Annotated in this window: 23 protein-coding genes and 1 tRNA gene; 3 read left to right on the plus strand and 21 right to left on the minus strand. The window is 69.4% G+C overall.

The genetic code is table 11. The features are described 5' to 3' along the window. Both FK530_RS06650 and glmU read right to left on the minus strand, forming a co-directional pair. The gene (locus FK530_RS06650) at positions 1 to 978 is read right to left on the minus strand and encodes a ribose-phosphate diphosphokinase (protein WP_146486213.1); all 978 of its coding nucleotides are present in this window, start codon (positions 976 to 978) and stop codon (positions 1 to 3) included. Beyond that, a complete protein-coding gene (glmU, locus tag FK530_RS06655) occupies positions 975 to 2,426 on the minus strand; it encodes a bifunctional UDP-N-acetylglucosamine diphosphorylase/glucosamine-1-phosphate N-acetyltransferase GlmU (protein ID WP_146486214.1) in 1,452 nt (483 codons plus the stop codon). The genes FK530_RS06650 and glmU overlap by 4 nt, the downstream gene beginning before the upstream one ends. Positions 2,427 to 2,560: 134 nt before the next feature. Here glmU and FK530_RS06660 point away from each other — a divergent pair. Then, positions 2,561 to 2,632 (plus strand) — tRNA-Gln (locus FK530_RS06660). A gap of 124 nt (positions 2,633 to 2,756) precedes the next feature. Next, positions 2,757 to 3,845: a tyrosine-type recombinase/integrase gene (locus FK530_RS06665; protein WP_158645038.1), complete on the plus strand. Its 1,089-nt coding sequence runs from the start codon at positions 2,757 to 2,759 to the stop codon at positions 3,843 to 3,845. Positions 3,846 to 4,019: 174 nt separating this feature from the next. Here the strand turns inward: FK530_RS06665 and FK530_RS06670 are convergent, their stop codons facing one another. Next, positions 4,020 to 4,241, minus strand: coding sequence for a hypothetical protein (locus FK530_RS06670; RefSeq protein WP_146486216.1), 222 nt, complete (start codon positions 4,239 to 4,241; stop codon positions 4,020 to 4,022). A gap of 336 nt (positions 4,242 to 4,577) precedes the next feature. Here FK530_RS06670 and FK530_RS06675 point away from each other — a divergent pair, with 336 nt between their 5' ends. Then, positions 4,578 to 4,787: a cold-shock protein gene (locus tag FK530_RS06675; RefSeq protein ID WP_068524311.1), complete on the plus strand. Its 210-nt coding sequence runs from the start codon at positions 4,578 to 4,580 to the stop codon at positions 4,785 to 4,787. Positions 4,788 to 4,990: 203 nt separating this feature from the next. On the opposite strand, the gene FK530_RS06680 is transcribed toward FK530_RS06675, so the two are convergent. The 18 genes from FK530_RS06680 to FK530_RS06765 all read right to left on the minus strand — a co-directional run bounded on the left by FK530_RS06680 (position 4,991) and on the right by FK530_RS06765 (position 18,533). Then, entirely contained in the window at positions 4,991 to 5,413 is a 423-nt protein-coding gene (locus FK530_RS06680; protein ID WP_146486217.1) for a DUF5994 family protein, read from the minus strand. A gap of 37 nt (positions 5,414 to 5,450) precedes the next feature. Beyond that, positions 5,451 to 5,882: a DUF5994 family protein gene (locus FK530_RS06685; protein WP_223120211.1), complete on the minus strand. Its 432-nt coding sequence runs from the start codon at positions 5,880 to 5,882 to the stop codon at positions 5,451 to 5,453. Continuing rightward, entirely contained in the window at positions 5,879 to 6,187 is a 309-nt protein-coding gene (locus tag FK530_RS06690; RefSeq protein ID WP_146486219.1) for a hypothetical protein, read from the minus strand. The genes FK530_RS06685 and FK530_RS06690 overlap by 4 nt, the downstream gene beginning before the upstream one ends. Beyond that, positions 6,184 to 6,699: a DUF5994 family protein gene (locus FK530_RS06695; RefSeq protein ID WP_146486220.1), complete on the minus strand. Its 516-nt coding sequence runs from the start codon at positions 6,697 to 6,699 to the stop codon at positions 6,184 to 6,186. The genes FK530_RS06690 and FK530_RS06695 overlap by 4 nt, the downstream gene beginning before the upstream one ends. Before the next feature lie 600 nt (positions 6,700 to 7,299). Then, complete coding sequence (locus FK530_RS06700; RefSeq protein WP_146486221.1) at positions 7,300 to 7,695, minus strand: hypothetical protein; 396 nt, start codon at positions 7,693 to 7,695, stop codon at positions 7,300 to 7,302. Continuing rightward, the gene (locus FK530_RS06705) at positions 7,692 to 8,108 is read right to left on the minus strand and encodes a hypothetical protein (protein ID WP_146486222.1); all 417 of its coding nucleotides are present in this window, start codon (positions 8,106 to 8,108) and stop codon (positions 7,692 to 7,694) included. Before FK530_RS06705 ends, FK530_RS06700 begins: the two co-directional genes overlap by 4 nt. Then, the gene (locus tag FK530_RS06710; RefSeq protein WP_146486223.1) at positions 8,105 to 8,491 is read right to left on the minus strand and encodes a hypothetical protein; all 387 of its coding nucleotides are present in this window, start codon (positions 8,489 to 8,491) and stop codon (positions 8,105 to 8,107) included. Before FK530_RS06710 ends, FK530_RS06705 begins: the two co-directional genes overlap by 4 nt. Continuing rightward, positions 8,491 to 8,676, minus strand: coding sequence for a hypothetical protein (locus FK530_RS06715; RefSeq protein WP_146486224.1), 186 nt, complete (start codon positions 8,674 to 8,676; stop codon positions 8,491 to 8,493). Before FK530_RS06715 ends, FK530_RS06710 begins: the two co-directional genes overlap by 1 nt. Then, positions 8,673 to 9,989, minus strand: a complete 1,317-nt coding sequence (locus tag FK530_RS26410) for a glycoside hydrolase family 19 protein (RefSeq protein ID WP_205124178.1) — start codon at positions 9,987 to 9,989, stop codon at positions 8,673 to 8,675. The genes FK530_RS06715 and FK530_RS26410 overlap by 4 nt, the downstream gene beginning before the upstream one ends. After that, positions 9,986 to 10,801 (minus strand): alpha/beta fold hydrolase, encoded by an 816-nt coding sequence (locus FK530_RS06725; RefSeq protein WP_146486225.1) that lies wholly within the window; start codon positions 10,799 to 10,801, stop codon positions 9,986 to 9,988. Before FK530_RS06725 ends, FK530_RS26410 begins: the two co-directional genes overlap by 4 nt. A 72-nt stretch (positions 10,802 to 10,873) precedes the next feature. After that, complete coding sequence (locus FK530_RS06730; RefSeq protein WP_146486226.1) at positions 10,874 to 11,257, minus strand: hypothetical protein; 384 nt, start codon at positions 11,255 to 11,257, stop codon at positions 10,874 to 10,876. Positions 11,258 to 11,271: 14 nt separating this feature from the next. Next, positions 11,272 to 12,324, minus strand: a complete 1,053-nt coding sequence (locus FK530_RS06735) for a glycine-rich domain-containing protein (RefSeq protein ID WP_146486227.1) — start codon at positions 12,322 to 12,324, stop codon at positions 11,272 to 11,274. Beyond that, complete coding sequence (locus FK530_RS06740; protein WP_146486228.1) at positions 12,324 to 12,515, minus strand: hypothetical protein; 192 nt, start codon at positions 12,513 to 12,515, stop codon at positions 12,324 to 12,326. Before FK530_RS06740 ends, FK530_RS06735 begins: the two co-directional genes overlap by 1 nt. Further along, complete coding sequence (locus FK530_RS06745; RefSeq protein ID WP_146486229.1) at positions 12,512 to 14,821, minus strand: hypothetical protein; 2,310 nt, start codon at positions 14,819 to 14,821, stop codon at positions 12,512 to 12,514. The genes FK530_RS06740 and FK530_RS06745 overlap by 4 nt, the downstream gene beginning before the upstream one ends. Then, positions 14,818 to 15,234, minus strand: a complete 417-nt coding sequence (locus FK530_RS06750) for a hypothetical protein (RefSeq protein ID WP_146486230.1) — start codon at positions 15,232 to 15,234, stop codon at positions 14,818 to 14,820. The genes FK530_RS06745 and FK530_RS06750 overlap by 4 nt, the downstream gene beginning before the upstream one ends. Further along, the gene (locus FK530_RS06755; RefSeq protein WP_146486231.1) at positions 15,227 to 15,595 is read right to left on the minus strand and encodes a hypothetical protein; all 369 of its coding nucleotides are present in this window, start codon (positions 15,593 to 15,595) and stop codon (positions 15,227 to 15,229) included. The genes FK530_RS06750 and FK530_RS06755 overlap by 8 nt, the downstream gene beginning before the upstream one ends. Next, positions 15,595 to 17,361: a Gp37-like protein gene (locus FK530_RS06760; RefSeq protein ID WP_146486232.1), complete on the minus strand. Its 1,767-nt coding sequence runs from the start codon at positions 17,359 to 17,361 to the stop codon at positions 15,595 to 15,597. The genes FK530_RS06755 and FK530_RS06760 overlap by 1 nt, the downstream gene beginning before the upstream one ends. Beyond that, positions 17,358 to 18,533, minus strand: coding sequence for a hypothetical protein (locus FK530_RS06765; protein ID WP_146486233.1), 1,176 nt, complete (start codon positions 18,531 to 18,533; stop codon positions 17,358 to 17,360). The genes FK530_RS06760 and FK530_RS06765 overlap by 4 nt, the downstream gene beginning before the upstream one ends.

An 18,533-nucleotide genomic window follows, 5' to 3' on the forward strand; every position in this document is an offset into this window, starting at 1 on the left:
CTACGCGTTGCCGTTGAACAGGCTCGTGACGGAGCCGTTCTCGAAGACCTCGCGGATGGTGCGGGCCAGCAGCGGCGCGATCGGCAGCACCGTGAGGGTGTCGAAGTGCTTCTCCGGCGGGATCGGCAGCGTGTTGGTCGCGATCACCTCGCGCGCACCGCAGTTCGCGAGGCGCTCGGTGGCGGGCTCGGAGAAGACGCCGTGCGTGGTCGCGATGATCACGTCCTTGGCCCCGGCCTCCTTGAGCACGCCCACGGCGCCGGCGATGGTGCCGCCGGTGTCGATCATGTCGTCGATCAGGACGCAGGTGCGGCCGGCGACGTCACCGACGACGCGGTTGCTCTTGACCTGGTTCGCGACGTTGGGGTCGCGGGTCTTGTGCACGAAGGCCAGCGGCGCGCCGTCGAGGGCGTCGGCCCACTTCTCGCCGACCTTGACGCGGCCGGCGTCGGGGGAGACGACCACCATGTTCTCGGTGCCGTAGTGCTCGCGGACGTAGTCGGCGAGCATGGTCTGCGCGTGCATGTGGTCGACCGGCCCGTCGAAGAAGCCCTGGATCTGGTCGGTGTGCAGGTCGACCGTGATGATCCGGTCGGCGCCCGCGGTCTTGAACAGGTCCGCGACCAGGCGGGCCGAGATCGGCTCGCGGCCCCGGTGCTTCTTGTCCTGGCGGGCGTACGGGTAGAACGGCAGGATCGCCGTGATCCGCTTCGCCGAGCCGCGCTTGAGCGCGTCGATCATGATCAGCGTCTCCATGATCCACTGATTGACCGGGAAGGGGGCGCTCTGCAGGACGAAGGCGTCGCTGCCGCGCACCGACTCCTCGAAGCGCACGAAGATCTCGCCGTTGGCGAAGTCGCGTGCCGTCTGCGGGGTGACCTGCACACCGAGCTCGTCGGCGACCTGCTGCGCCAGCTCGGGGTGGGCGCGCCCCGAGAACAGCATCAGGTTCTTCTGGTTATCGATCCAGTTGCTCACTGCTCGTCAATCCTCGCGATAGCCTGCTGGGCCGCCTCGGCCGAGCTCGTGCCCGGACGCCGGTGCAGGACCCATTCCTCGATGTTCCGCTGATCCGCGGCGGTGACCGCCAGGGCTCCCGGCGGCACGTCGCGCTTGATCACGGTACCCGCTCCGGTGTACGCGCCGTCGCCGACCTCCACCGGCGCGATGAGCATCGTGTCGGATCCGATGCGCACGTGGTCGCCGATCACCGTTCGATGTTTGTTCACTCCGTCGTAATTCACCGTCACCGTGGCGCAGCCGATGTTGCTGCCCTCGCCGATGGTCGCGTCGCCGACGTAGCTCAGGTGCGGGATCTTGCTCCCCGCTCCGATCTGCGCGTTCTTGGTCTCCGCGAACGCGCCGATCTTGCCCTTCGGCCCGAGGTCCGTGTTCGGCCGCAGGTAGCTGAAGGGCCCTACGGTCGCGTTCTCCCGGATCACCGACAGGTGCACCTCGCTGCGGAGCACGGTCGCGCCGGCGCCGACCTCGCTGTCGACGAGCGTGGTGTCGGGGCCGATGACCGCGTCCTCGGCGACGACGGTGGCTCCCCGCAGGTGGGTGCCCGGGTGGATCACGACGTCGGGGGCGATCTCGACGTCGACGTCGATGTACGTGCTCTCCGGATCGACGACGGTGACGCCGCCCAGCTGGTGCCGCTCCACGATCCGGCGGTTCAGCTCGCGGCCGAGCCGGGACAACTGGATGCGGTCGTTGCAGCCCGCGACCAGCATCTCGTCGTCGACGTGGTCACCGCGCACCAGCTGGCCCGCCGCCCGGGCGATGCCGATGACGTCGGTGAGGTACAGCTCGCCCTGCGAGTTGTCGGGGCGCAGCTGCGCCAGCGCGGCGACGAGCTGCGCGTGATCGAAGGCGTAGACGCCGGAGTTGATCTCCGTGATCGCGAGCTGCTCCGGGGTCGCGTCCTTCTGCTCGACGATCTGGGTGACCTGCCCGTCCTGCGTGCGCAGCACGCGGCCGTAGCCCGTCGGGTCGTCGACCGCGGTGGTGAGGACGGTGACCGCGGCGCCCTCGCCGCCGGTGTGCGTGTCGAGGAGTTCCCGCAGGGTCCTGGCGTCGAGGAGGGGGACGTCGGCGGCCGTGACGATCACGGTGCCGGCGAAGTCCGCCGGAAGGGCGCCGAGCCCTGCCTGCACCGCGTCGCCGGTGCCGCGCTGCTCCTCCTGCACCGCGACGAGGATCTCGTGCTCCAGCTCGCCCGCCGTGGCGAGGGCGGCCGCGGACACCCGGTCCCGGTCGTGCCCGACGACCACCACGAGGTGCTCCGGCGCCGTGCCCGCCGCGGCGTGCAGGGCGTGCCCCAACAGCGTGCGGCCGGCGATCGCGTGCAGCACCTTCGGTGTCTTCGACCGCATCCGCGTTCCCGCGCCCGCGGCGAGGATCACCACCGCTGTACCGTTCGCCATCGCTGCTCCTGAGGTCTCGTGCCGTGTCGTACGTTCGCGTCGAGCGTCGGCGCAATCCTACGAGAGCCGCCCCCGTGGAGCGTCCGTGGCACAATGCTGAACGACGGTCCCGCGCAGCTGCTGCCCGGGCTCGATCTCCCGTGGTGTAATCGGCAACACTTCTGATTTTGGTTCAGACATTTCAGGTTCGAGTCCTGGCGGGAGAGCAGCGAAAGGCCAGTTCAGAGAGCTACGACCGACACGTCTCAACAGATCTGGTGGACGTATCAACGGTTCTCGCACTACCCTCGGCCTATGGCGAGCGTGCGACCACACACCTCTCGCAAGGGTGTGACTACCTACTCGGTGCTCTACCGCGACCAGGGCAAACAGCGCTCCGTCACGCTCACAGACCAGTCGCGCGCGGAAGAGTTGGCCCAGCTCATGGGCATGATCGGCGTCGAGAAGGCGCTCGCGGTGACCTTCGGCGAGACCGAGGAAGACGCGGATGAAGATGCACCGGCGGTCCGCACTCTCGCGCAGTACCTCGACCAGCACATCGAAGAGTCGACGAGCGCCAGCTCGGCGACCAAGGGGAACTACCGCAGATACGTTGCGACACTTCGAGATGGGATCGGCGCGATGCCCCTGGACGAGGTGACCAAGGCGGATGTTCGGCGATGGGTGAAAGGGCTGCAGGCCTCAGGCAAGACCGGGAAGACGGTCAAGAACCACCTCGCGTTCGTGGCGGGCGTGCTCAACGGGGCTGTCGAGGACGGTGACCTGCAGAAGAATCCGTGTCACGGCGTCAGTGTGGGCGACTCCTCGCGCACCATCCAGCCGGTGTTCCTGACCGCCCAGCAGGTCCGAACCATCGCCGAGGCATGCGGCCCGTACGAAGGCCTGGTGATGTGGCTCGCGGGGACGGGGATGCGGTGGAGCGAGGCGACCGCACTGCGAGTGTCTGACGTCGATGTTGCGGCGCGGACTGCTCGGGTGACGCAGGCATGGAAGCGGCAGTACGGGGAGAACCGCGGCGACGGGATGCGGCTCGGGCCGCCCAAGTCGAAGAAGTCGGTGCGCACAGTCAACGTGTCGGCGGACCTACTCGCCGCCGTCGAGACGGAGCTCGAGCGCGCGCCGGGCGAACTGCTGTTCCAGTCGACGGTGGGGACGCGCGTGAACATCGACGTGTTCCGGTCCACGTACTGGGTCCCGGCGGTCGCCGGGATGGTCCCGCGGCCGAGGATCCACGACCTGCGGCACACATGCGCGTCGCTGATGATCAAGGCCGGCGTGCCGCTCACCACTGTGCAGGCGCACCTCGGCCACGAGTCGATCAAGACGACATCCGACATCTACGGGCACCTGGACAGGGAGGCCGGCCAGCGCGCAGCCGCTGCTATTGCGGCGGCGTTCGCGGAGGATTCGGGGGAGTAGGTCCCCGCGGCGGCACGGATCGCCGCGACGATGCGGGCGTCGAGCTCGGGCGCGGGCGGTGCGCTGCGGCCTCGGCCGGCCATCGCGAGGGCGTACCAACCGCGGAGTCGGGTGCGGGCGTAGCGGACGAGGCTCATACCTATTGGACGCACCAGCCCGCCGATCGGTTCCCGATCACGTGCGGTCGATGAACACCGCCTCGACGGTCAGGCCGGGCGCGCGCTCGGTAAGCAGGTTCGCCACCGTTCGGCGTGCGCCTCTCTCGGTGATGTGACTGGCATTCCAGCGCCGTTCGCGGCCGATGCAGTTGCGCGTTGTCCATGAGACCTCCCAGAGGAGCACGTCGAGGATCGCGATGTGGTCGCTTGGTTCAGAGGTGCGGATCGTCAGCTCCACGCGAATGACTCTCCGACTTAGGTCCATGCGGCGGACGGTACGCCTTGCGGATGACTTGCCGGTGGCATCGCTGCACCAGCGAAGTACGCCTAGGGGGATTTTCGGATGTTCGCGCGGAGGGGAGGAGGTAATCAATTCACCCTGATCGAGCGCAGCGCAACAGCTGCGCATGTGCTACTCTGAAAGAGGTTGAGTTTCTTGGTGATACGCTCGCGAGAACTTCACGCGGTAGGTAATCATCGAATTCCCGTATGTCTGTACTTCGACTTCGTAGAACTCCGCACGCCCAGGGCCGAATCCTTCGCGCCCTGTCAATTCATACTTCAGGAGATCTTCATGGCTCAAGGTACCGTCAAATGGTTCAACAGCGACAAGGGATTCGGCTTCATCACCCCTGACGACGGCAGCAAGGACCTCTTCGTCCACTTCTCCGGGATCGTCAGTAACGGCGGCTTCCGCACTCTCGAGGAGAACAACCGCGTCTCCTTCGACGCAGAGGCCGGCGACCGCGGGCCCCAGGCCGTCGCGGTGCAGGTCCTACCCTGACCAGCACTGACGTAGATCGCACCGAGTCCCCTACCTGGTGGGACAAGTTGCGACACTCCGTCGACGAATTCTTCCGCCGCGGCGAGCAAGGAACGAAGCTCTACCCCTAGCGGCTGATACACCGACCTACCGGGTCACTGGCCCCCGCCGAAAGGCGGGGGCCAGTTTCGTTGCCATGGGTGCGGCGCTTTCACCGCGCGGGGTCAATCCGGCGCGTGCGCGACGTGACCGCCTGCGCCGTGCCTAGTGGGCGGCACGACTGTGAGTCGGAGGATGTGCCCTGTGTCCGCCTGCACGCGCATCTCCTCGCGCGGCTGATCACGCTCCGGGGCGTCGAGGACGAGACCGTTGAGGTGCATCCCCTGAAGTCGCCCGGCAGTTTCGTAGTTCCATGCGAATGTGATTCGCTCGACGCTCCGTCCGAGCGCCAGCCCGCAGCTGTAGGCGAGGTCGTGGATCTCGGCAGCGTAGTCGGTCGAGCGAGGCCACCACAGGCCGGCTTTCAGGTCCTCGTCGAGGTCCAGTCGTACGCGCTGTGTGCCGGTGTCCAACCGGTGCTTGGCGTGAGGGGAGCTCAACGCGCCATGTTCGTTGGCGGTTGATGAGGTCGGATGGGCATCGCTCACACCGTTCCGCTCTGGCGTGATGCGATAGGTGCATCGCTCATGCGGGTAGATTGCGGGCGGCGATCTCTTCCGCGGCCGATGTGGACGCGTCAGGGGCGATGAGGGCGTAGATGATCGCGACTCGGGGGCCGCTGAAGACCACCAGCCCCGCGGTGACGAGAAGGCGGGTTGCGATGGCGTCGCCGTCGCGCGCCGGGAGTTGGCGGGCACGTGTCGTCCAATCCGCGGGGCTGAAGTGGATGCACTCGAGAGCCTGGAGCTTCAACCCGACCGACGGGAGCACGGTCGGAAGCTCGGCCTGCAGATCACGACTGCGGGGCCACCACACGCCGTCGATCCCGCGCGTGAGAGCGGTCCTGTGCGGTAGGAGGACTCGGCCGGGTATCGGCGTCGGGGTTCCGTCCCGGGTGAGTCCCCGGCTGAGGAGTCGGCGTAGGGCCTCGGGCCCGGGCTGTGCGCGTGATCTCACTCGACGCCCGGGTCGGTGGAAATGACTGCCCTCGCGTCATCGCGCGCGGTGGTCAAGGCTGCGATGACGCTATCGAGGACGGCGATCGGGATCCCGATTCGCCGCGGCGACTTCTGGTCGGTGACCAGTAGTTCGACATCGGCGGCGGAAATGTCGCCGGCCTTGTTGTTGAGCGTCTTGATCGTGGTCTCGATGGTGACCTGGCGGTGGGTCAGTGTGCGGGCCGACCACCATCGTTCGACGGAGCCGTCGAGGTTGCGGTAGGTCGTGATGGGGTCCAGATCCATGCGCAGGTGATCGTTCATGGCGATACCTCAGCGACAGGCGGAGCTGTTCGGGAAGCCGGCGGTGCATGGCCGCCCTCGTTGTCCCACACGCGCTCAGCGTCCTGCCGTTGATGGAGCCTCGATGTGGTCTCAGCCGCTTTCACGTTGAAGGCGTGCGCGAACTGGGATAGAGCGCCGGTCATGGCGAGCACGGAGGCCAGCTCCGCGACCTCCTGTTCCGTGCCTGGAGGGATCAGAGCGCACACCAACGAGGACTTGATTCCAACGAATCGAACTGTGTCGAGCTCCTGCGTGGTGTAGCCGTCCAGCCGAACGACATCGCCGTCGATCAGCACCTTCCGAGGAGCAGCGTCCCAGTTGGAATAGCGATAGCACACCCTCTCAAGTCCGCAGACGCGGTCGCGGAGGAGCGGATATACCTGCTGCAGTTCGTCATGCAGGTCGCGTGAGCGAGGCCACCAGACGCCGTCGACTGCGCCGACGATCGAGCCGATCGGTTTCAGTTCGAACCGCGCAGGGACAGGTGCCATAGGGGGAAGTGGATGCGTCATGAGGACGCTCCGATCCGGAACAGAATTCCGATGAGCAAGCCGAGAGCACCAAGGGGATCCCGGTGGGAAATCAACTCACCCTCAGTCTACGCCCCGCGGCTCTCGTGCGCTGTTCTCGCTCAATAGCGTTCGCTCAGCTCATGCTCCAAGCGAGGAGAACCGCGACCACCCCGCCAACGATCCACGGCCACTTGCGACGACGCTTGGGCTCTATTTCTCGTTGTTCGCTCATCTTCCCTGTCTACCGGAACTGATCGCAGCGTGCCCGTGGCGTGGCCTCGTTGGCGCCTGGACGTCTTCCGCGTCAATCGGTGTCTGCAAATCAGGCGTACGCTATACCGCATGATGGGTTGGCGGGTACGCATCGGAGGGTGGAGTACCACCGTCCGAGCTGACGACCAGCCCAGCGCCGTCAGATCTGCGCTCGCGCGAGCAGCCAGAGTGGGCCTGGTGCAGAACTGGCCGCACAGTCAGCGAGTGCACGTGCGGCGACTGCGGTCAGCATGAACGATTAAGGCGGCTCCAATCTGTAATTCTCGGTTACAGTTTGGGGCCGTTTCTCATGCTCGCGACCAACGGCTACACCAGGTCGCGGAGTCGTTCCGGCGGCTCCGGGATCGGTGCGTCTGGGGCGTGCCGACGGTGCGAGTCGATCAGCACCCGGATGTAGCCGATCGCGTCCCACCGCAGGCGCTTCTCCGCGGTCAGCTCGGCCTCGAGCCGGTCGAGGCGCGCGGTGAGTTCCTCGTAGTCCTCGTGCACCGCCTGGTACATCTCCTCGAGCCGCTTGATCTCGGACTGCGACACCCGATAGCTGGCGGTCGCGGGCTCGCGGTTGTGCCACCAGCGCGCCGCCGCGCCGAGGATGCCGGGCGCGCGGGCGGCGGTCTTCGATAGCAGCGCGGGCGGGCCGACGAGCAGGAAGATCACGAGCCACACGAGCGGCGGGATCCCCACGGGCGCGTCTGCGGTCACTGGCGTACTCCCCTGGTCTGGTCGGCGTAGCCGAGCGCGGACAGCCACGACGAGAACGCCACGATGAGGTACACCCATGGGCCGCGGAACCCGCCCAGCTCGTCGATCTGCGATGAGCCGACGCCGACGGCGAGCGCGAACCACAGGACGCCGGCCACATGCAGCCCGGTGATACAGGTACGCGGCCACCGTGCGACGTACCCCCCGACGGCGAGCACCCCGGCCAGGATGAACAGGACGCCCCACACCGTCGCGGGCACGGACTGCTCGACGACGGACTGCGCCGCCGCGTTCTCGCCGAGCATGAAGTCCGCGCCCGCGACCGGCGACGCCGACACGAGCAGGAACATCGTGGGCCACCGGTAGCGCGGCGGCAGCAGCGGCGACCACGTACCGCGCCGGATGCGGATCACGACGGCCAGCCGAGCCGCCGGCGCACCTCGGCCTGCGCGGCGTCGATGCCCTGGTTCAGCTCGTGCGGCAGCGGTACGCCCGCCTGCACCTGGTCGACGATGCTGTCGGCCTGCCGCTGGGCCTCACGGGCGGCCTTCTTGGCGGCGCGCTCGGCGACGATCACCGGCAGCGTCGGCAGGGTCGCGACGTCGGCCGCGCTCGCCGCGCTCTTGAAGATCGACTGCGCGGTGGTCAGCAGCACGGCGGCGCCGAGCTGCAGCAGGTCCTCGCGCGTCGACGGGAACACGACCAGCACGGTGAGCGCGGTCTGCCCTGCGGTGGCGACGGCCCGGTTCACCCAGCCGGGCGCGAGCAGCGGCCCCTGGATTGCGTCCTTGAACATCACCGGCCTGCCTTCCGTGCGATCGAGCGGAGGTTGAGCACCCACACCAGGCCGTCGACGAGCACGGTCACCGGCCAGGAGTTGAGGATGCGGCGCGCGCGGTTTGGCACCGGCGACAGGATCGCGTCGACGGGCATGGCGGGCAGAAAGCGGAGGCGGTCTATCAGACCGGGGCGGCGCTTCACGGCTTCACCCCGGCGGCCGCGGCGAGGGCGCGGATGATGCGGCCCTGCTCGGCCACCTCGTCGCGGAGCTTCTTGTTGTCGAGGCGCATCTGCTCGACCTTCGCGTCGTTGAGCAGCACGTACGTCGGCAGATCGGCCTTGAAGGTCGAGCGCTGGCCGGTGTCGGGGTCGACGTACAGCGACTGGTACTGGGTGTTGTCCATGAGGAAACCTCCGTCGTTGGTGGATGGGAGCAGTCGGTCGCCGAGCGCGAGGCACCTGCTCCACCGCGCGCGCCGGTCGTCGATTCCGTTGGTGCCGCCGTTGATCGCTCGGGTGGCACCGTCGAGGTCCCGTGCGTCCGAGAGGCGGTTGAGCTGGGGGCGCGCCGCGGTCCAGTACCAGACCGGGCCGATGAACCCGTACCGGTCCGAGGCGAGCTCGGCGGGCTGGTCGACGAAGTACGTCGACGAGGGCACGAGGCCGCGGCCAAAGGCCCACTGCGAGCACGCGGTGTAGTTCGCGCGGCCGGTCACCTGGATCGGGCCGCGCCCCTTGAAGCGGCGGCCGTCGCCGGGCTGCGTGTTCCCGAGATCCGTGCGCCCCTCGTAGGCGGAGCCGTCGGCGATCTCCTCCATCCAGCGCAGGCCGCCGGACTCGTGGCCGAGCTGTGCGCACCACATCGCGGCGCGGTTGACGTTCGTGATGTCGGCGGCGCGCATGGCCTCGACGAACGCGGGGTGCAGCGCGGCGTACCGCTCGCGGGGCAGGCTGTTGCCCATCGCGTCGGCGAGGGTGTCGACCGTCATCCCCACGGGGGCCGCGGCGGGCTCGAGGCGGGCGTCGAGGTACCAGAAGTCGTGGAACAGCGGATCGTTCCAGGCACGGGCGCCGTCGTAGAGGAAGACGCCGTCGCCCTGGGACTCCCAGTCGACGCCGCGCGCCGCTTCGACGACCGGCCCGCCGGGCTGGTCCATCGTCATCAGCGTGCACGCGGTGTGCGAGTAGATCCCGCCGCCGCCGTGCTGCAGGCCGACGAGCATGACGGGCTTGAAGGGCAGCGCGGCGACGCCGCCCGCGGGGAGCCGCTTGAACCCGAGGTCGAAGACGATCTGGTGGTTGAGGCGGAACGACTCGGTCGAGCCGTAGCGGTTCCCGGGCCAGTCGGCGCGGCCGCCGTACCAGGCCGCGGTCTGCAGCACGAGCCCCGAGCAGTCGGTGGTGTCGCGCGGGTTGCGAGTGAACGCGCCGCCGTAGCCGTACGGGAGCCCGGCGCGGGCACGGGCGAGGTCGTGGACCTCTTGCGCGCGCTGCCGCGTGATGATCATGGTCATGGTGCTGCCTTCCGGTCGAGGTCGTAGAGGATGTGGTGGGCGACCTGCTGCAGGTAGGTGCGGCGTATCCCGGGGATCGGCCACGCGGGGTCGCCGTAGCGGGTGTGCAGGTGTGGGTAGCCGCGGACCTCCTCGGCGGCGCGGGCGCCGCGGGGTGCGAGCTCGAGGAGCGTCGCCGGGTCGCGGCGGAACCGCTGCCACCATCCGGCGTTCTGCCACGCCTGCTTCCGCGCGAGGGCGAGGAGCTTGCCGGGCCAGGCGATGACGTCCTGCCAGGTGAAGCCCATCCACTCGGAGAAGTCGGCGATGTCGCGCACCAGCGAATCGGGGGTGGCGTCGCAGATGACGTCGCCGCGGATCGAGTACCAGCGGGCGCGGACCGTCGTGATCGGGCGCTGGCCGGCGACGCCCCACCCGTTGAAGTTCTGCGATTCGGTGGCGCCGTTGCTATCGGTGCCGCGGGGGCGCAGCGCGTCGGCGACGAGGTACACGCCAACCACCGCGGCGGCCAGCTCCGGGGTGAGGGCCGCGGCGACGTTCCCGGCGACGACGGCGCCCTGCGAGTAGCCGACGATCACGATCAGGTACCCGCGGGCCGCGTAGTCGCGGACCGCGGCGAGGAGGTTCGTCTCTCCGACGGTGCGGGAGCGGCCGTAGCTCATCGGCAGCGCGTACTGCCGTGGGTAGTCGATCACCTTGGTCTCGACGCGGCCGGGCGCGAGGCGGGCGAGCTCGGCGGTGACGCCGCCGAGCATCCCGGCGGCGGGTTCTCCTGTGCCGGGGACGATGAGGACGATGGTGGGCTTGGGCATGGCGGACCTCCTGCGGGTACGCGGGAGCCCCGCGTGCTGGTGCTCGCGGGGCTCGGGGGGGGGGTAACGGTTCTACTGCTCCTTGTGGCGGGTGCGCGGGGTGACGTCGATCGGCACCGCCTCCGCGTTCGACGTGAGCGACGAGTCGAGGTTCGCGGCCCACAGGTACGTGGATCCGTTCCACACGCTGTAGCTGCGCGCGGTCTTGTTCGGCGGCAGGCTGTACCCGCATTTCGAGCCGACTGCGACGGCGTACCCGGCGTCGGCGCCGGACCCCATCGCGGACGCGGCCCAGGTGGTGGCCGCGCTCGCGGGCGTGGTGGCGATCGGCGCGGCCGCGCCGGCACCGGACGCGGCGTGGACGGTGTCGCGGTCCTGCTCGTGGACCTTGACGACGTTTCCGAGGCTCGCCTTGTAGTCGCAGACCTGCTTGTTGACGGCGTCTGTAGCTGGCATAGTGTTGTCTCCGTTCAGGATTGACGTGCGTAGAAGGATGCGCGGCCGTTGCCGCCTGGGCCGCCGCGGGTGCGGGAGCCGAAGAATCCGCCGTTGCCGCCCGCCCCGGCGCCGCCTGGTGCACTGCCGGCGCCCGCGTTGCCGGTGCCACCCGCACCGGACGGATAGTTCTGGCCGGCCACCGTGGTCGTGGTAGAGCTGGCGCCGTTCTGCCCCGACGCGACGGTCCCGGAGCCGCCGGGCGAGGTGATGCTGCCGCTGCCCCAGTCCGCGGTGGTGTCGCCGCCGGGGTTCGGCGCGGCGTTGTCGGAGTTGGCGGCCTGCGCGCCGCCCGTGCCGACGGTGCCGGTGATCGTCGACTGCGACCACGGGATGTCGACGCCGCGCTCAAGGGTGCGCACCACGTAGATCGCGGCGTTGCCGCCCTTGCCCGCGGTGCCGATCGCGCCGCTGCCGGTCTGCCCGGATGCGGCGCCGCCGATGATCACCTGGTCGATGAACCGGGACCATCCCGGGATGTTGTAGGTGTACGCGCCGGTGGCGGTGATGTCGGTGCGCGCGGGCGCGTGAGCGGAGAACGCGGACATGGCGGCGCCGTCGCCGGTGGCTGTGCCGCCGCCCGCGAGGTGGGCGAGGACGGCGGCGGCGCTGGCTCCGAGGCTGATCCCGGTGCCCTGCAGGTGCGCGAGAATCGTGGCGGCGGCGTCGCTGAGGCTGGTGCCGATGCCGGTGAGCGGGAAAGCTGCGCGGCCCGCGCTGTCGCCGAGGCTCGTGCCGGTGCCGGCGAGGTGCGCGAGGACGGTGGCGGAACTGTCGCTGAGCGGTGTGCCGGTGCCGATCAGATGGGCGAGGACGGTCGCGGCGCTGTCACCGATGCTGGTCGCGGTACCGAGGGAGCTCATGGCTACCCGGGCCGCGCTGTCACCGATGCTGGTGCCGGTGCCGATGAGCTGCGCGACGCCGTCCCACCCGGGGACGCCACCACCGGTCTCGCGGGGTGGCCCTTCGGGGGACCAACCGAGCCGGGCCGCCCGGAGCCGCCCCGTCGGGTACGGGGTCCACGGCATCAGGGCACCAACCAGGGCATGACCTCGCGGACCAGCGCGGCGGGGCTGCGCCACCATCGGCCGTCGCGGTAGACGCACAGGTCGTCGCCGTTCTCGTGCACGGCGTACATGTCCGGGTGCGAGGCGGGCAGCGGGTCGAAGGCGCCGATGTAGTGGTACGCGGCGTCGTCACCGGGCGCGACGTCGGTCACGCCGGTTCCTCGAAGACATAGAAGGTGACCTCGCCCGGGCCGCCCGCGGCGCCGTTGCCGGTACCGCCGCCGAGGCCGCTGTACGGCGACCCGCCGCCACCGCCACCGCCACCGCCCGGATTGCCTCCCGGCGCGCCGTCACCGGACAGTGTCGTGGAGTTCGGTCCGGCGTATCCACCACCACCACCCGGGGCGCCGAACCGGTACACGGGGTCCGTGCGGGCCGCGGGACCTGCGGCGGCGTTTGTGGTGGAGCCACCGAGCCAGCCGCCCGACGAGCGGCCACCTGCGCCGCCGACGCCGCCTGCGCAGGATTCGCCGTCCTCGCCGTCGCCGCGGCTGTACGACTTGCCGGTGACCGCGCCGTTGCTGTCGGTGGTGATGTCCTTGAGCAGCGCGTCGCCGCCGCGGCCGCCGCGGCCTGGCTTGGTCTCCAGTCGGACGGGAACGGCGCCGACGAGCTTCGCGAACGCGGCGCCCATAGTGGCCTCGGCGAACACGGTCGCGCCGTTCATGACGCGCGTCGCGCTCGGCATCGCCCCGGGGCCTGTCGACGTGGCGCCCGCGCCACCATTCGCGACGACGACCGACAGGCTCGCCGGCATGTCGGCGGGCAGCACCTCAAGGTAGAAGGCGCCGCCGTCGATGCCGTCTGCGGCACCCTGGCCGTTGCCCTTCGCAGCCTTGCCGCCGCCCTGGCCAGCGCCGATGACGTGGATGCCGAACTTGGTGATCTTCTTCCCGGACGACGGTGCCGGCCGGCTCCAGGTGTAGCTGCCCGGGGCGTAGACCGTGCGGGTGATCGTCTCGTCGGGGTTCACGACCACGGTGGTGAGGGCCGAGGAGGCGACCGCGGACACGGATTCTTGTGCACCTGTGGCGGTCGATCGGACGCCGAGGAACGAATTGATCAGCCCGTCGAGCGCGGGGATGCCCGTCGACGGGGCGGTGCCGTTGTTCCCGGCAGCGGTGAATCCGCTGAGGAACTTGGTCCAGTCCGTCTTCGGGAGCAGCAGGTCGAGTGCGTCGTCGAGGTCGCCGATCAGGGCCTTGGGGATTTCGCCGATCACCGACACCGGATCGGTGAGGAGGCCCGACAGTAGGTCGTCGAGGTCCGCCTGCGTCCCGTCGGTCTGCGCCTGCCACGATCCGAATCCGTCGGCGAGGTCCGTGATCTGCTGGAAGAAGTCGCCGACGATCGGGATGCCGAGGGCGTTGAGTCCGTGCTGAATCCAGGTCTCGAGCCACCCGAACAGGTTGCCGAGGTCCTCGACGAGGCCTGAGATCCACGCCTGCGGGAGGTTCTGCGCGGGCTTCCGCAGCCACAGGTCGTCCCAGTTGACGGTGCCGCCCGTGGCCGCGGTGGTGCACTCCATACGCACGCGCACGTAGGCGGTGTTGGCGGGCGGCGCCCACGATCCCGCCATGCCGGCCTCGAAGTCGGGAGCGTTCGCCGGCGACGGCGTGACCGCGCCGATCTGCTGGCTGCCGAGGAGTTGGTCGCCGGCGTTGTACGCGAGGGTGCGGAGGACGAACGCGGGGCCGCCGGTCCCGGCGAAGTTGTCCCAGCGGAGCTTCCCGCCGATGTCGAGGGGCTGCCCGGGGGCGGCTTCGATCGCCTCGGACGTCTGGACGTGCTCGGTGCCGTCGAGTGCGCATTTGGCGCTGCCGGGCGCGGTGCGGCCGACGGTGGCGTCGTGCGACCAGTTCGGGTCGGTGTCGGTCTTGATCGACTCGGGGGTGTCGAACGGCTCGAGCCAGTTCTTCTCCTGGCCGGCCGCGGGGCGCCAGAGCTGCCCGAGCTCGACGTTGCCGAGCAGGCCGCCCGTCGCGAGCGAGAGGATCGCGCGCAGCATCACCTGCGGTAGCTCGCCGAATAGGAAGCTCGCGTCGAGCTTTCCGTCGGGGCGCAGGAACCCGAACAGTGCCTGGATCTGCAGGAGCACCTCGTCGTCGCCGTCGTAGGTGCCGAGGATCGCCTCGAGCAGGCCGACGAACTCGCCGATGACGGGCAGGTTCTCGATGAAGCTGAGGAGCAGCTCGGGCAGGTCGTCGGGGCCGTTGATGTCGGCGGGATCGGCGTTGGCGACGGCGCTGTTGAATTCGGCCCAGATCCGCGTGAGGATGCCGAACGGGGTGAAGTCCGACAGCGGCGTACCGCCGGACGAGCCGCCCATGATCGACGGGAACCGTTCGCCGGCGCGGGAGCGCATCGCGCCGCCGGACATGTCCTGCAGGCGGGCCTGCATCGTCTCGAGCGTCAGCGCGCCGGTCGGCAGGTTCGTGACGCCACCGGGAGTGGTCACAGCGACACCGCCCGGGCGGCCGCCTTGATCTTCTTCGGCGGGGCCGGCGCGGTCGCGGTGCGTGCCACGTAGGGCTCGGCCTCGGTGGGCTGCGGCTGCTCGGGGAGCTGCACGGCCTCCTGCCGCACGCCGTCGGTGATCCACGTCGGCGCGTGGATCGCGGTCGAGTCGATCTGGTCGGTCTGGCGTACGCCGAACGCGACCATCTGCGAGGCGAGGTCGGCAACGTAGGGCTGCAGCATGTGCATCGGCATCTCGGTCGCGGTGAGCAGCGCGGAGGCGAGCGCGCCGGCGAGCGCGGTCTTCTGGCCTTCGATGTCGTCGAGGGCGGGCACCTTCTTCGGGATGACCGTCTCGTCGATCACCTGGTCGGCGATGGCCTTCGCGGCTTCGGGGGTCAGGTCGTCAGGCACCGAGCACCTCCTCGACGAGGGGGCGCCGCTGCGCGAACAGGCGCGGCGCGGCCGCGCCGCACAGCACGGGCAGGACGGACGCGCGGACGTCCTCACGCCAGGTGTCGAGCACCAGCGTGTCAGCCTGGCACCCGCGGGCCGCCGACGTGGTCGCGGCGACGAACCACACGCGACCACCGTTCGTGCACTCGATCTCGTGCTGCCGGTACCCGCGGGACACCTTCCGCACGAGGTGGTCCGGCAGCAGCGCGCGGATCGCCTCGAGCGCGTCACGATCACGCGCTTCGGAGTCGGTTACGTACAGGACACGTCGCCCCGCGAGCAGCTCGTCGCGGACCACTTCCGGGGTCAGCTCATTCATCACCACAGTCCGATCTGTTGCAGTCCGCTCATCGCCTTCGCGACGAGCTCGGTCATCCGCTCCATGGCGTCCTTCGAGTTCCGGGTCGCGCCGAACTCGGCCTCGAGGGCGATGCCCTTGCCGCCGTCCCACGAGCCGGACAGCTTCCGGTTGCGGCGCACGAACACCCGCGGCATCAGGTACTTCGAGGTGCCGCCGACGCGGTCGCCGAGCCACCAGTGCCCGAACCCGTTGTCTCCGATCAGCCACGGGAGCGCGTTCGCGACCTGCAGCGTGAACGCGGTGTCGGGGTCGGTCTCGCGGCGCCGCGCGCGCAGATCCATCACGGACGCGGCGGTGAAGGCCTGCGTGACGTTCGTGCTGGTGGTCTCGAGGTAGTGGCCCCATCCCTGCCGCTGTGCGCGCAGGAGCAGCGGCACGCTCATGTGCGCGAGGATGCTGTCCTTGTAGATCGGGTTCAGGAACGAGTCGAGGGCGCCGCCGAGGGAGCCGACGGACACGGAGAACCCGACGCCCGCGGAGATCGCCGCGGACAGGTTGTCGCCGAGGACGTCGCCGCCGTACTGCACCAGCGCGCTGATGAGCTCGTTGACGCCGGGCATCGACTGGCCGCCGACGGTGATGCGGCACGGCCCGCCAGGGCCGCGGGAGAACGACGACGTGAGGATGCCGGTGATGTCGGCGTCGCGGTACACGACGTAGGGGTGCTCGGCGGCGGTGAACAGCTTGCCGGGGAGCCGGTAGCCGGTCTCGTCGATCGTCTCCCCGGTGAACAGGTCGTAGCTGTCCTCGACGTGGTTCGACAGGACGTCGGCGATGGTGCGCGTGAACCCGGTGAGGAGGTTGCCGCCGATGCTGGTGCCCCTGCGGAACGCCGACTTGTCCTCGATGCCGACGAACAGTTGGCCCTGCCGCCAGTTGGTGCCGGCGCCGGGCCACGGCTCGGGGTCGCCGTTCTTCCAGCGGCGGGTGACGATCTGCAGCTCGGCGTCTTCGAGGATCGGCGCGGCCACGTCGAACCAGCTCGTGTTGATGCTGCCGACGATCAGCGCGAGCGGCGCGACGGAGTCCCCGAAGTGGCGCGGCATGATGACGATCTGCGACTCGTGCCACAGGTGGAGCAGCCCGTCGAGGGCGCCCTCGATCGTCCAGTTCGCGGGGTTGAGCAGCTTGAGGATGCCGTCGACGTTGATGTTCGCGAGCTGCAGGCGCGGCATGTTCGCGGCGAGGGTCAGCAGCAGCCCGTGGTCGGCCTGCAGCGGGAGCATCCACGCCTTCGGCTGCTGGATCAAGCTGATCGGCAAGAACGGGTTCCCGGCGGTGTGGATGTATTTGAACTCCTCGGTGTCCTCGAGGAAGTCGATCGTGACCTCGTCGCCCTGGTCGCTGCGGGTGAGGGTGACGCCGTCCTTGGGCTTCATGCGCCCTGCGATGCGGGCGCCCATCGTCTCGATGATGACGTGGATGTTGCTGGTGCCGCGGGCTTCCTCGTCGAGCGCCCAGAACGCGGCCCACGTGCCGCGGCGGTCGTCGAGGTCGATCGGCAGCCGCAGTTGGATGGTGCCGGTCTCGTTGACGATCAGGCCGAAGCTGCCGCCGAGTTCGCCGTAGACGCGGCCGCGGAAGACCCAGTTGCCGTCGTACAACTCGATGACGGGGCGATCGTAGGCGCGCTCGATGCGGTAGTCGCGGAGCTCGCGCGCCCATTCGCGGAAGTCGGCGTGGTCGGTGCCGGTGTACGGCTCGGCGTACGTCGCGGTTGTCATGCTGCGGCCTCGAGTCCGCTCTCGGCCGACCAGAACCGGCGCATCGACAGCGACGCCTTCGCGCCGGCCGGGCCGCGGCACACCACCGGCATCAGGATCGGATCGTCGGCGGTGCCGGTGTACTGCGGCACCGGGTAGACCGGCTCGACGCCGTTGAACAGTCCGGCGGCGTTGGACAGGTCCGCCGACACGTACGTGTCCATCAGCGGGTCGGACATGATCGAGAGCATCTGCGTCAGCTCCGGGGTCACGATCATCCGCGCGGCGTCGGACCCGATGGGCCGGTTCCACTTGCGCTCGGCGCCGTTGAACGCGAAGTCGGGGAACTGCCACTCCTTCGCCGGGTCGAGCTCCCACTCGTTCCACAGGTCCTGGTCGGTCGGGTTCCACACCTCGAACCAGCCGGTGTTCGGCGCGTAGTCGATGTCGACCTTCTTGCCGAGGCCGGTGAGGTTCGACGCCGAGCCGGTGAGGACGCCGTTGGTGCCGACGGCGAACACGACGAGGTAGTTCCCCGCGGTGCCGGTGACGGTGACCTTCCCCGCGCCGACGTTCGGCAGGGCCTCGAGGGCGGACTGCACGGCTGCCGGTGCGGCGTTGTACGCGATCCCCGCGGTGGTGTTGCCGCCGAACGTGAGGGGAAACGTGCCGCCCGTCGCGGTGATCTTGACGGTGAAGCGGTCGTCGGGGTTGGTCCACGCCTGGACGTCCTCGGTGCCCTCGAACATCGGGTTCACGGCGAGCGCGACCGCGACCGCGTGATAGGCGTCGTCGATGGCGGCGTCGAACCCGTCCTCCGTCTGGTAGGCGACCTGCTTCGACAGGCGCAGCGTGAGCGACCGGCGGCCGCTCGGCCCGTCGTAGTGGTACCGGACCTTGCGGAAGTTCCCCGGTGTGCCCCACAGGCGTTGGAACCGCGGCCGCGACGCGGGCGTGAGGTGGAACGGGAGAGTGAGCTCGCGGATCGGGATCGAGTCGCCGATGATGCGACCGCCGGGCGCGAACGCGGCGGTGACGGTGCGCGCGGTGAACGCGGCGTCGTAGATCCCGTCGGGTTCGGTGTCGAGGATGATGTCGCCCTCGAGGAAGTCGTCGTTCGGGGAGGAGACGACGACGGTGTCGACGACCTGGCCGTGGAGGAGCGACTCGAGGGTGATCGTTGCAACTGGCAT

Source organism: Tsukamurella conjunctivitidis (assembly GCF_007858475.1).
In the GTDB taxonomy this organism is placed as follows: Bacteria; Actinomycetota; Actinomycetes; order Mycobacteriales; family Mycobacteriaceae; genus Tsukamurella; species Tsukamurella conjunctivitidis.

Bases quoted from the DNA above. Each gene is read 5' to 3' on its own strand.
- glmU (WP_146486214.1), bottom strand. From the start codon at position 2,426: ATGGCGAACGGTACAGCGGTGGTGATCCTCGCCGCGGGCGCGGGAACG.
- FK530_RS06675 (WP_068524311.1), top strand. From the start codon at position 4,578: ATGGCTCAAGGTACCGTCAAATGGTTCAACAGCGACAAGGGATTCGGC.
- FK530_RS06690 (WP_146486219.1), bottom strand. From the start codon at position 6,187: ATGAACGATCACCTGCGCATGGATCTGGACCCCATCACGACCTACCGC.
- FK530_RS06695 (WP_146486220.1), bottom strand. From the start codon at position 6,699: ATGGCACCTGTCCCTGCGCGGTTCGAACTGAAACCGATCGGCTCGATC.
- FK530_RS06710 (WP_146486223.1), bottom strand. From the start codon at position 8,491: ATGTTCAAGGACGCAATCCAGGGGCCGCTGCTCGCGCCCGGCTGGGTG.
- FK530_RS26410 (WP_205124178.1), bottom strand. From the start codon at position 9,989: ATGACCATGATCATCACGCGGCAGCGCGCGCAAGAGGTCCACGACCTC.
- FK530_RS06725 (WP_146486225.1), bottom strand. From the start codon at position 10,801: ATGCCCAAGCCCACCATCGTCCTCATCGTCCCCGGCACAGGAGAACCC.
- FK530_RS06730 (WP_146486226.1), bottom strand. From the start codon at position 11,257: ATGCCAGCTACAGACGCCGTCAACAAGCAGGTCTGCGACTACAAGGCG.
- FK530_RS06735 (WP_146486227.1), bottom strand. From the start codon at position 12,324: ATGCCGTGGACCCCGTACCCGACGGGGCGGCTCCGGGCGGCCCGGCTC.
- FK530_RS06755 (WP_146486231.1), bottom strand. From the start codon at position 15,595: ATGAATGAGCTGACCCCGGAAGTGGTCCGCGACGAGCTGCTCGCGGGG.
- FK530_RS06760 (WP_146486232.1), bottom strand. From the start codon at position 17,361: ATGACAACCGCGACGTACGCCGAGCCGTACACCGGCACCGACCACGCC.
- FK530_RS06765 (WP_146486233.1), bottom strand. From the start codon at position 18,533: ATGCCAGTTGCAACGATCACCCTCGAGTCGCTCCTCCACGGCCAGGTC.